Source organism: Sorlinia euscelidii, assembly GCF_036452135.1.
Taxonomy (GTDB): Bacteria; Pseudomonadota; Alphaproteobacteria; order Acetobacterales; family Acetobacteraceae; genus Sorlinia; species Sorlinia euscelidii.
Genome location: NZ_JAWJZZ010000005.1, coordinates 53,747 through 66,324, shown reverse-complemented (window position 1 = coordinate 66,324; position 12,578 = coordinate 53,747). Strand labels below are relative to the sequence as shown.

Here is a 12,578-nt window from a genome sequence, read left to right as displayed (position 1 = left end):
TTTGCCCGCGAAATCATCGGGATAGGGCGAGATCTGAAGTCACGGGCCCTTACAAGTGAGGTTTAAGGCCGAAAGCCAGCGTTTTGACCTTTTATTTTCAACAATAAATGTTTAGCCTCATTTCATAAAATGGGAGGCACTATGCAAGGTTTCGGTGAGCAAAGTTCCGTTGAGGCTGATCCCGAAGAGGACGTCCCGAAAATGCCATTCATTCATGCGGATCTTTCCGATTGCTTTACTTACGCCTCTCATCAGAATGCTGTCCCCGTTCTCCGCGCGATTGAAATCAACAATGTTGGTGGCCTGCATCTCGAAAATATACGTCTGGAGCTCACCGCCAACCCGGCTTTTCTGAGGCCGAAAACCTGGACGATTGAACGTCTGATACCCGGTGACAACCTGCCATTGCGCGATCGGAAAATCGATCTTGATGCCGCTTACCTTGCCGGATTGAATGAGGCTGAGCGCGGCGAGGTGACATTACGGCTCTTATCCAAAGATGTCGTGCTCGAGGCGCAGCATTTCCCCGTCCGCCTTCTGGCGCGTGACGAGTGGGGCGGGGTCCAGGGAATGGCGCAGTTATTGCCCGCTTTCGTCATGCCCAACGACCCGGCTGTTTCAAAAATCCTGCTCGCCGCCGCTGATATTCTTGAAAAAAATGACCATCCCAGCGGGTTGGATGGTTACCAGTCAAATTCACCGCAACGCAGTTATATGCTGACCGCCGCCATTTACGCCGCAATCGCGGCAACAGGCATCCATTACGCGGAGCCGCCAGCGAGTTTTGAAGAACGCGGGCAAAAAGTGCGCCGTCCGGGCAGAATCATTGAAGAAAAACTCGCGACATGTCTCGACACAGCGCTGCTTTTCGCCGCGGCGCTTGAGGGGGCGGGTCTCAACCCCGTCATCCTGCTGTTCAGGGGCCATGCCGCGGTCGGCGTCTGGCTGATCAAACGGCAGTTCGGAAATACGGTGGAAAATGATCAGATGGAGGTCCGCAAGGCGCTTGCATCGCATGAGATGGTCATTTTCGAAACGACTGGCGTCACCCACCGCCCACCGATAACGTTGGAGGTGGCACAGCACGCGCTTGATCATCGCATGAGCGAGGAAGCTGCGCAGGATTTTTCGGCGGCCATCGATGTCAAGCGCGCCCGCAGCGGCGGCGTCACCCCGCTCGCCTCACACGAGGCCCCGCAACGTCCCGCGGAAGACGCGGATTCAGGCGGCGCGTTTCATCCTTTATCCTTGCCCGCCATCCCTTCATTCAATGATCTCCCCGGCCTGACTGTTGAGGAAAAGCCGACAAATGCCGCCGGACGCATCGATCGATGGCAGAAGAAGCTCCTTGATCTGACGTTACGCAATCGCCTGCTCAATTTTCCGACTTCAAAAAAGACGATTCCGTTTCTCTGCACGGATGTTGCCTATCTGGAAGACCGCCTGGCGGATGGCGCGGCGATCCAGATCGTGTCTCTGCCGGAGCAAAATCCGATCGGGGAGAGAGACGAGACTCTTTACCGGGAAAAGCACGGTCGCGACCTTAACATAGGCTTCGCGGCTGAAGCCCTGAAACGGGACGAACTGCCCTCCCCCCTCAGCGGGGAAGATCTTGCAGCGCGCCTGACTGAAATGCACCGTCAGGTTCGCAATGATTTCGCGGAGGGGGGCGCCAACACGTTGTTCCTCGCGGTCGGATTTTTGCGATGGCGAAAGAAGCCGGAAGATGAAAGATCCTACCGTGCTCCGCTTCTCCTGATCCCCGTGAAGCTAGAGCGGCGAAGCGCGAGCGCCCCCTTTCGTCTCCGTTATAATGAGGATGATCCGCGTTTCAACGCGACACTACTGCAATTTCTCGAACGTGACTTTGATCTGGAACTTCCGCAGTTCAGCGGTGAACTCCCGAAGGACGAGAGCGGTATCGACGTTCCGCGTATTCTGAATGCAATGCGCCAGGCCGTGCGCGATGTGCCGGGGATGGAAGTGATAGATGAGACTGCCCTCTCCACTTTCAGTTTTGCCAAGTACCTTATGTGGAAAGATCTGGTTGAGCGAACGGAGGTTTTGAGAGAGAACCGCGTTGTCGCTCATCTAATTGATACACCTGACAAACCGTTCGATGATGGTGCGTCCAGAAGATTCAACGAAACCGAAATTGATCAGCTTTTTGCGCCGGCAGACGTGATCAACCTTCTCCCGGCGGATTCGTCGCAGGTTGCGGCGAGTATCGTCGCGGCTGAGGGGCAGGATTTCGTGCTTGTCGGGCCACCTGGCACAGGTAAAAGTCAGACAATCGCCAATATGATCGCGAATTGCCTCGGTTCAGGCAAAACCGTCCTGTTTGTCGCGGAGAAGACCGCCGCGCTTGATGTGGTTTACCGGCGCTTGCGGGAGCACGGGCTGGGAGCACATTGCATCGAGCTCCATTCCAGTAAGTCGGACCGTCGACACTTCCTCACGCAATTACGCGCAGCCTGGGAATATGAGTCGCGGGTTGATCCGACAGAATGGCTCACGATCAACGAACGTCTCAAATTGCGGCGCGATCAACTCAACCGCTACGTTGCGGCGCTGCACAAAACATATCCCAATGGATGGACGCCTTACCTTGCTTTCGGCACGACCCTGCGCGGCGCGAACGACGCGGCGCCGCATTTTGATTGGCCGAAGGACCGCACACATGACAAGGGCGCCCTGATCTCGATGGAAGAGCTTGCCGATAATCTCGGCGAGTATTTTGCCTCATTGCAGCACACGCCCGCTATGGACCTTGTTGATTTTGAAGATCACAATATGGGCTGGCAGGACGCGCTGCTTTCCGGCGCAGAGTCGTTGCGCCACGGCGTTGAGAAGCTCGTTGGTTCGATGGGTGCGTTTCGCAGTACACTCGGCATCTCCCCCACCCGACAACCCGCCGAAGATGAAATCGCGTCGCTCACGCGTCTCGCCTCCGCCATTGAGGCAGGCCGCGACCAGGATCTTTCCATCGCGTTTGCGGAAGACTTCACCCGGTCGGAAAGAGATTTTCTCGACTTCTCCGCTGCAGTCACTGCCTACCGGGAGGCTGAGCAGAAACTCACAGCGCGCTTTACGGTGCAGGCTGTGGAGTCCATCGACATGGAGGCGCTTGACCGCCAATGGCAAGAAGCCACAGCGTCATTATGGCCCCTTTCCGTTTTCGCCCGGCAGAAAGTCACGCGCCTCCTTCAAACTTACGCTGAGGGAGGTACCGTCAAGCCGGAAAACGACCTCAACCTTCTGCGTCGGATGAAAAGTCAGGCCCGTCTTATCACGCAAACGCCCCTCAAAAATGCCTCGCTTCCCCTCAAGGGGCTCGACACGAACCTGACTGAAATCGCTGAGATTTTCGAGAAAGCCGGGCATTTGCGCGCCGCTCTGAATGCGCAGGGTCGCAACACTGAAGAAACAGCGCAGACAAGCAGGAAAGTTGCAGCCGCTTTACGGGATCGACAGGCCCATGACGATGTCTGGCTGGCCTGCGAACGGCTTCTCGCCGCGCATCGGGACTTCATCGATGCCTGCCAGAAATTTTCCAGATTAGCAGGGCGCGATATCCGCCTCGAAAAGACATCCGACGCGCTTCCCGAACTCTGCGCGCGTCTGGACGCACTTGCAGATGCGCGACGCAACCTGCGCGATTGGTCCAACTGGTGCCGACTGCGCAATAAGGCGTGCGCCGCAGAGCTCGGCCCTTTGATCGACTTGATACAACGGGGCGCCATCCCTGCCGGAAAGGCGCGTTCAGCCTTCCGCCTCGGATATGCGCGGTGGTGGCTGGGCCTCATTATTGAAGAGAGCGACGTGCTCCGCAATTTTGATCGCTTCCTGCATGAAAAAGCGATCCGTGATTTCCGGGAATTTGACGACCTCGTCCGGAAACATGCGATCGGACAGATTATCAGCCGTCTTTCACACGATTTACCCGCTGTGCAAAGCGTGCCACGAAAATCCGAACTCGGCCTCCTGCGTCATCAGATGGAATTGCAGCGCCCCAGTCAGTCGATCCGCGACATGATCAGCAAAATGCCGGAAAGCTTCCCCAAGCTGGCGCAATGCATGTTGATGTCCCCCCTTTCCATCGCCCAGTTTCTGCCGCCCAACCAGACCCTTTTCGATGTCGTGATATTTGATGAGGCCTCGCAGATCTCCACCTGGGACGCGGTGGGCGCAATTGCACGCGGGCGTCAGACAATCATTGTCGGTGACCCCAAGCAGCTCCCGCCCACAAATTTCTTCGGCAGCAATCATGATGATGAGGATGTTGCTGAATATGAGAAGGATATGGAGAGCATTCTCGATGAGGCGAAAGCCGCGGGAATTCCCGTGCGCGACCTGCGTTGGCATTATCGCAGCCGCAGCGAATCCCTTATCGCTTTTTCCAACCATCATTATTATCAAGGCCGCCTCGTTACCTTCCCCTCCCCGCAGGTCGATGACCGCGCCGTGAAGCTGCGGAAAATTCCGCATGGCGTCTATGACCGAGGTAAAAGCCGCACGAACCGTATCGAGGCGCAGGCCGTGGCGGATGAAGCTGTTTCCCGCATGCGGCAATGGCTGACCCTGCCGGAGGAAGAACGACCGACATTGGGCGTCATCACGTTTAATGCGCAACAGCAGTCTCTGATCCTCGACCTCATTGATCTCGCCCGCCGTAATGAGCCGGAATTGGAATGGTTTTTCTCCGATGACCGGATCGAAGCCACCATCGTCAAGAATCTCGAAAATGTGCAGGGTGATGAGCGCGACGTTATTCTCTTCTCAATCACCTTCTGGAAAGATGCCGCCGGCAAGGTCTTCATGGATTTCGGCGCACTGAATCGCGACGGCGGGGAACGACGCCTGAATGTTGCCGTGACCCGTGCCCGGCAAGAACTCATCGTGTTCTCCGGCTTCACCGCTGATCACATTGATGTGGCCCGCGTCAAGGCCGCCGGCGTCCATGACCTCAAAGCCTTCCTCGATTATGCTGAACGCGGGGCGGTCGCTCTGCCAGCACAGAATGCGGGTTCAGTCGGCGATTACGACTCTCCCTTTGAGGAGGCCGTGGCCGCGAAATTAGAGCAGCATGGGTGGCGCGTCGCGCCCCAGATCGGCGTTTCAGGATTTCGCATCGATATTGGCGTGCATCACCCGGATTTCGCGGGCGCCTATCTCGCGGGCGTTGAATGTGATGGCGCCACTTATCACAGCGCCGCAACCGCCCGTGATCGCGATAAAGTGCGGGAACAGGTCCTTGCCGGGCTTGGCTGGAATATTATCCGCGTCTGGTCAACTGATTGGTGGTACGACGCCGAGGGTTGCACCGAGCGCCTGCATCAGGCTCTGGAAAAACTATTGGCGGAGAGTCGCGCGGTGCAGGCCGCAGAAGCTACGCGCATCCAGGCTGAGGCAATCCATCCGGACCCTGAGCCGGAGAGGACGCAGCGGGAAGATGAGCTTTCTGACGGCCATCTCCCGCCCCCTTTTATGGACACCCTTCCAGCGCCGGCGGATATCGTCCTGCCGCCGCCCGTGTCAGCGCCCGAACCTGAGCGCTTCGCGAGAGCCGTTATGCCTGCCACGCCGGACATCGAAACGGATAGATTTTACCGGATCACCGATTTCTCAGATATGATCATCGACCCTGATCGCTTTTACGACCCTGATTACAGCGATCATCTACGTGCGATGGTCAACGCTGTCATCGCGACGGAAAGTCCCCTCCGCACCGATATTCTTTACCAGCGCATCGCGCGGGCGCATGGCTGGTCCCGAACTGGTGGCAGAATTCGGGATCAGATTGACAGACATCTGCGTGATTTCACGCGCGCCCATGAGTCAAGCGGGGAATTCATATGGCAACGCGGCGCGGATACAAGCTTCGTCGCTTACCGTCGCCCGCAGGGAGATGAAACGCGCCGCGCGGTTTCGGAAATTCCGCTTGCGGAAATTGCATCCGTCGTCCGGGACAATCCTGAAATTTTCAATGAGGCAGACCCGGCACGCGATCTTGCCCGCCTGCTCGGCGTCGAACGTCTGGCAGCCCCGGCGCGTGCACGGCTTGAAGAAGCCATTGCCCACGCGCGCCCGGGTAAGAATGCCGAAACCACACCATCAGAAGCGGACGCGAAACCGTGAAGCGCGTGCGCTTTCCCTCATCTCCGCTGCCCGATGGCCTGGACATAAAGCTCTCCACCATCAATGTTTGACATTATGGAAAATCCGCCATTATCCACCCGCCCGATTGTTACATCCCGTTTCTGACCCGTGTTTGAGACGAGCGTGCAGGTGATGCTGGTAATATTTGAGAATACCCGCGGAAAATTGACGCGGTCGAAGATATTGACGGACCCTGTCTTGAAACTTTGGATCATCCCGTAATAAGGAAGCCAGATCACACGGATATCAGCGGAGTCATATTCCGAGTATCCGGGCCGCTGATTGAGCTGATTTTGGAGATCAGCGACCTTGGCATCGTAGCTTTTCTGATCCACGCGACGTTCAATATTATCGGTGATCGTCTTCATATCCTCATCAAGGTTCAGGAGACGCCCATTCTGGGTGTACACGTTGTTATCGCTTCTAAACGCGAATTTGTGCTCGCCTCCCGTGGCGTCGTAAAGACGAATGAGATAGCCACAATAGAGGGTGCTGATATCGTAAGGGCCCGTGATTGAGCCGATCTGCTGATATGGCCCCATCTGCTTGACGAGACCGCCATCATACTGCTTACTCACGATGCGCCCGCCGGAGTAGGTCACACTCACCGTAAGGTGCCCCGTCATCTCATCCCCGGCTTTTTTGACGTAGGCTGCGGCGCTGTCGGCCTTGAGGGTTTCGACCAGCTGGCGGACGGTGGCCTCCAGCGCGTCGAGGCGTTTACGTGTCCATTTTGTGGTCGGGGCGGTTTCGGAGTCATCCTCTTCGGCGGGGGAGGCAAGCGAGAGCGTGCCGTCCGCGTTCAGCGGGGCAATGCGGTCCCCCGGCAGGCCGGAATAGACGCGCACTTCTGTCGTGAAGTTCAGCGGGTTGCGCCCCGCGCTGGTATTGCCCAGGATAGTCTGGCGCGTCAGTGTGTTGACGGCCCCGACTTCCAACGCGCCCACGCCCCATTCGGCCTGGGACCCGTCTTCGGCGTAATAATAAACATCGCCCCCTTCCGCCAGGGCGGTGGCGAAGCTGCGCCGGCCTGTCGGCGCGCCATTCAGCACGAAGGCACCTGTGCCGGGATTGGTGCTCGTCTCCAGGACGAGATCGAGGACTTTGGGCGTGCTCATAATCTTTCCTTGATGTCGATGGTGGTGGCGTGCCTGTCCGCCGCGCCGAAGGGGTTGGAAATCTCATTCATGACGGCCCGCCCATAAAGCGCCGCCTTTGTCACATTCTGCGGCGCCGCACCGGGGTTGGGGATAAAGAGCGTATTGGCACCGCTGGCGGCCGCAATCTGCAGGCTGCGCAGGGCGGACACATCGTCATCACCCAGTGACTGATGGGCGATGGTCAGCCTGCGCTGCACATATTGCGGCGCAACAAATTCCGCCCCTGCCATGGTGGTGGTTTCAAGCGCGGTGGCGCTCACATTTTCCGTGCTGGCCGCGGCGTAATTGCGGGCCGGTTGAAAGAGCGGCCCCGCATAGCAGAGCGGGATGGAAAGAAAGCCATCCGGGTTATCGTGATCGGTGATGTCGAGGCGCATCTGGTCGCCTGAATAGGCCCGGGGGAGGACAATCACGCATTGCCCGTTCACCGGCGCCGTCCCATCAGAGGTGGCCTCAATGATCGCGACATCGCCGCGGAAAAGCGTCACACGCAAAACCGCGTTGGCGGTCAGATTGGTGCGATGCACACTGACGACGCGATATGCGCCCACGGCACGAAGCACCAGCGACACCGTGTCCCCGATCGCCCGCCAGGCCAGGCTTGCTGCGCCTTGTGGAAGTTTAAGGTTGGTCACAGGCAGTTGCGCGTGCTGGGAAGACGCACTGAGAGAGCCGATCAGAACAAAATTCTGCCAGCCAAAGCCACAATTTTCCATTTTGTCAGACCAGTAGGGTAAGGGTGGTGGTGGGGTCGAGCGCGTTTGACATTTCGCCAATTACCGTGCCGCGCGCGCCATCCTCCGCGCCCGGGATCGGGGCGCGGAGGAAGACCGTGTCGCCCAGCTCAAATCCTGTCGCCATGTCGCGCGGCACGTCGATCGCCCACATATGACGCCGGCGGCCCCAAACGTCACCGAGGCGATCCGCAATGGCAGCCGCATCGCTCTCCTGCGCCAGGGCGGTTGTCAGGAGAGGCGGGTCGGACGGGACGCGCCAATCTGATTTGACCGCCGTGCTGACCCATAAGGCGGCACGGTCTGACTCAGCGATAAAATTGCGCTGGTCCACCGAGATCTGGGGATGCAGGTCATTCAGATGGATCTGTCGCGTAAAATTATGCGCATAGCCGACGCGCCAGCGCCAGGGTGGCGGGTCCAGCGACGCATCCAGACGCATGGGGGCGATGCGGGCAATCACATCGGCGCTGAGATAGCGCAGTTCCGGCACATCGTCACAGACCCGTCTCATCAGAAAGGGCCGCAACGTGCCGGTGCGTGTCGGGATCAGGCTGATGCCCAACCCGGAAAGCAGCGTGTTGCAGACGCCCCGGCCCGAGACATTTTCCCCGCCATCCCAATACCAGCCCCCCGACGGGTCATAAGATTCTGAAACCGCGTCCCAACCCGGGTCGATGAAGTTGGCAGGCAATGTCAGATCTTCAATCAGCATCTGTCTGAGGAGGCTCAGCAAGCCATGCGGCGCGGCGCCGGAGGGGAAGCGCCCCGTCGCGTCGAGGGTGATGGCATAGACAGGTTTGGTGCCCAGGCGCAGCCACGTGCCCGCGGGCGAATGCTGGATGGTGTAATGGCCGGGCGCGGGCGGTGCGGCGTAAAGATCATCAACCCGCCCGCCAAAGGCGATCCCCCCACCGAAGCCCCCTTCATAAACCGCTGTGATCTCCGCTTCCGCGTCGGAGAGCTGATAGACAAGATTAACGGCATCAATCAAAATCGGGGTGATATTGCGGCACATGCCGCGCAGGCGTGGGTGGCTGCGGCCGACAACGTTTTTATCCCCGTCCAGACCGCCCCCGCCGCCATAACTGCGCGTGGGCATGGCTGTATCAAGCCAGTAAGTTGCATCCAGCAGCGGCACCTCAAAGCCGGTCGGCCCGGGCTGCCAGTTGCGCCCGAGCCCGGCAAAGACGGGGGCGGTTGCGTCATAAGGCGGGTCACGCCAGATCTGCCGCGCCGCGTCCCAATCTTTCCGCCCCGCGCGGATGCGGACAGGGAGGTGATCATTGACACGGCTTTGCAAAAGGCCTGAGAGCGCGCCATCAGGGTTTGCGATTTCCAACGCGCCCACACTGTAACTGCCGCCCAGCGCCTCGGCTGAGAAGGTCAGTGCGCGCGTGAGGCTCAAACCTTGAATAACGTAAGGTGGGTAGGGCGTATGATCATCCGACACGTAACCCGCATCGGAATATCGCAGGGTCTCATAGCTTTCCACCGCTTGCGGATAAGCGGAGAGCGCCCCCCAGGGGCGACCGTTCCAGCCTTCAAGCCCCGCCATCTCGGGCAGGACCGCCTTGTTGCGGATGAGGTCGAGTTCGACAAGCTGCACGCGCATCAGGCGCGCCTCGGGCGCAGCGCTTCATTATTGCTGGCCTGTTTCTGCTGCGCCTGGATAAGCTGAACCTGCTGTAGCAGCTCCTGCATTTTATCGCGCAGCGCCAGCATGGCGTCCTCCTGCTTTTTGGAAAGTTTCTCGACCAGGCTGGCGGTCAGTTTGTCGCTATCCGCGCCTGAAAGCCCGCCCAGCATCTCTGTCAGGCGCTGAAAGTCATCCGCATAGCCCGTGCCCGAGCCCCAATATTTCTGAGAGAGGCGCAGGGTGGTTTCCATATCGCCCTGGAAGCGACCGAGCGCATCCGAATCCCCCGCCATTGCGGCGTTATAATCCTTCGCGACATTGTCATTCGCGACCTGATATTGGTCCTGAATGGAGAGGGGCGAATAATCCGACGTCGCCAGACTGCGCGCATAGTCTGTCAGGCTGCCGAAGCTTGTCGTCAGTGACTGCGCCGCGGAAAGGCTCGCCTGCTTTGCCTGATCCGCATATTGCTTCTGGATGTTCAGCCTCTCCGCGGCGAGGGTTTTATCAAGCGCCGTTGCCTGGTCGATATAAGCCTTCTGCGACGCATAAGCATCGCCGAGATAATTCTCCCACGATGTTTTAAGCTGCTGCCGCTGCTGCGCCGCCGACACGTCGAAATTCAGCAGAGCCGCACCCTGATGATCGCCGGTGGCGCTCAGATAGCGTGCTCTTACGGTGTCGGCATTCTGGCTCAGCGTCCCTTCCTGCGTGGCTTTGCTCTGATCATAAAGGGATTCATATTTCTGACGCAGGGCGCCGCCATCCAGCCCGTACGAATCCGCCTGTTGGGCCGCATCCTCATAGGTCTTTTTAAGCGCGGCCATCTGATCAACCCACGTCTTCTGACCGCTCGCGAGGGCCTTGAGCAGGTCGGGCATGGTGGTGTTCACAAAGGTCGAGATCGTGTCAAACTGCGCTTTCAGATCATCGACCGACATTGTCCTGCCGCCGATCGCCGTGTCCAAAGCCGTGCGAAGATTGCCGGAGAATTTGGAGAAATTCGCCCCCGCCACCGTGCCATCATCATTGAACTTCCCGACTGAAATGCCGAGATCATCCACCACTTTGCCCATGTCCTTGAGCTGCGTGATGGTGCGCATATAATCATTGAGATCGCCGTAACTGCCGGTCAAACCCTGGCGCAGCGCCTGCGTAAATGTGGTATTGCCGGACGTCAGAGTGGCATTTTTGATAATATCGACCAGCGCGACATTTTTGAGCGTCGGGTCCTTATTATTGCGGTCATCCCGCACCGCGCCGATTTAGCCCCCGCCCACATGGATGCCGAGCCGCGCAAATTGCGAGTTGAGGCGGTCAATATCCTTGCGTAGGGGCCCGGTGATATTATCCGTCTGCGCCTGGTTCCAGACTTTACCGACTGAAAACCCGTCCGGCCCGGCCTGGACCTGCGCAATGGTGTAAGGGTTCTTGCGGTGCCCGAACAACCCGCCAAACAACCCACCCGCCGCCCCACCGAGGAGGCCGCCGACCACCGTGCCCACACCGGGGAAAATCGCCGACCCGATCGCCGTCCCCGCCGTGGCCCCGATGATCGACCCCATATTCCCATACCGCCCACCCCCAATATTCCCTAATGCCGAACCCAACGAAAACCCACCCCAATCCCGCTAAACGCGTGGCCGAGGGAGCCAAAAATATTTCCGATTGAGCCAAGTATGCCGGACGATGCCGACGCGGCTTTCGGTACATTGAGGCTGGGCGAAGGGCTGAGCGTCACGCCAGCTTGCATTTGGCCTTCCAGATATCTGGTAAGATCCGATTCGCTTGTACCGCCGCGCAGGCGCACGACAGAGTCAATCGCGCCAAGCCATCCGCCATCGCGTCGCTTATTCGCGTTTCGGGTTGATTGGAAATAAGCATTGAGATCAAAGCCGCCAGCATTCAGTCCGGCGCCACTGAAATCTCCCGCAGCGTCAAAAGCAGTGTGACGCCCCCCTCCCCATGCTCTTGCGAGCGAAAAGAGCGTGCCGCGTGTCCCGCCATCGATATTATTAAGCAGCGGATTGACCAGACTTAATTTCGCGACAAGGGAGATGGTTTGCGTCTGAATCTGCGCCAGAACGGATTTAAATGTGACGCCGCTGCCTGAGGACTTCACCAACGCCTGAGAAAGCGAATTTGTCAGGGTTGTCGCCATGGAGGACACTGATTTCGTGAGCTCGTCGATCGCTGATTTCTGCTGCTTGAAGTCGCCGGTCGCTTGCGTCAGGCGGCTGGACAAACCAGCGTAATTCTGCGTGGTTTTCGGCAGCATGTCGCTGAGTTGGCTTTGCGTCGCGAGCGCAGCCATGTCGCCGCCCGCTGATAATGCACGCACGGATGGTTGCGGCGTCGATTGCCGTAAAGCCTGCGTTTGAAAAGCCTGCGCTGCCTGGGGCGCGACCTTTCCGGCACCGCTCGACATCACGCCCAATGTCCCTACACGACCTGAAGCCGCATTTTGAGCCTGCGTCACATTATCCAGGGCGCGCTGAACCTGCTGATATTTCAGCGCGGCGGCGTCCAGTTGGGATTCAACCTGGTGCATATCGGCATCATCGCCCCCACCAGCAGCCGTCTCCATCTCTCCCCGCAGGGCCTCAAGCGCCTGCAGACGCGCGTGCAGATTTGTGGCTTCCTGCGTCAATTTTGCGAATTTCTCGCTCAACGTGGCGACAGCGCCCCCCATCTCACCGGATAAGGCACGGGCTGACGCACTGGCGCGGCGGGCCATGTCGTCAAAACTGGCAGCAACATTTTCAGCTTTACCCTGGAGGGTGTCCAGCTCTTCGCCAGCGGATTTCATGTCAGGCGTGATGTCATCTTGGGTCATGATGCGGTTTTCACTTCTTATTCTTGATATTATTTCATCACACGACCATG

Annotated in this window: 7 protein-coding genes; 1 reads left to right on the top strand and 6 read right to left on the bottom strand. The window is 58.5% G+C overall.

Annotated features, from left to right (window positions below):
- Positions 1 to 129: 129 nt before the first annotated feature.
- Complete coding sequence (locus tag CGLAMM_RS10095) at positions 130 to 6,138, top strand: DUF3320 domain-containing protein (protein ID WP_418115655.1); 6,009 nt, start codon at positions 130 to 132, stop codon at positions 6,136 to 6,138.
- A gap of 17 nt (positions 6,139 to 6,155) precedes the next feature.
- On the opposite strand, the gene CGLAMM_RS10090 is transcribed toward CGLAMM_RS10095, so the two are convergent.
- Genes CGLAMM_RS10090 through CGLAMM_RS10065 form a run of 6 tightly spaced genes read right to left on the bottom strand, consistent with a single transcriptional unit; the run spans position 6,156 to position 12,528 of the window.
- On the bottom strand, positions 6,156 to 7,277 hold the full coding sequence (locus CGLAMM_RS10090) for a hypothetical protein (protein ID WP_394819154.1): 1,122 nt from the start codon (positions 7,275 to 7,277) through the stop codon (positions 6,156 to 6,158).
- The gene (locus tag CGLAMM_RS10085) at positions 7,274 to 8,035 is read right to left on the bottom strand and encodes a hypothetical protein (protein ID WP_394819153.1); all 762 of its coding nucleotides are present in this window, start codon (positions 8,033 to 8,035) and stop codon (positions 7,274 to 7,276) included. The genes CGLAMM_RS10090 and CGLAMM_RS10085 overlap by 4 nt, the downstream gene beginning before the upstream one ends.
- A 4-nt stretch (positions 8,036 to 8,039) precedes the next feature.
- Positions 8,040 to 9,668 (bottom strand): hypothetical protein, encoded by a 1,629-nt coding sequence (locus tag CGLAMM_RS10080; protein WP_394819152.1) that lies wholly within the window; start codon positions 9,666 to 9,668, stop codon positions 8,040 to 8,042.
- Complete coding sequence (locus CGLAMM_RS10075; protein ID WP_394819151.1) at positions 9,668 to 10,948, bottom strand: hypothetical protein; 1,281 nt, start codon at positions 10,946 to 10,948, stop codon at positions 9,668 to 9,670. Before CGLAMM_RS10075 ends, CGLAMM_RS10080 begins: the two co-directional genes overlap by 1 nt.
- A gap of 9 nt (positions 10,949 to 10,957) precedes the next feature.
- Positions 10,958 to 11,302, bottom strand: a complete 345-nt coding sequence (locus CGLAMM_RS10070; protein ID WP_418115654.1) for a hypothetical protein — start codon at positions 11,300 to 11,302, stop codon at positions 10,958 to 10,960.
- Complete coding sequence (locus CGLAMM_RS10065) at positions 11,287 to 12,528, bottom strand: hypothetical protein (RefSeq protein ID WP_418115653.1); 1,242 nt, start codon at positions 12,526 to 12,528, stop codon at positions 11,287 to 11,289. The genes CGLAMM_RS10070 and CGLAMM_RS10065 overlap by 16 nt, the downstream gene beginning before the upstream one ends.
- Positions 12,529 to 12,578 lie beyond the last annotated feature (50 nt).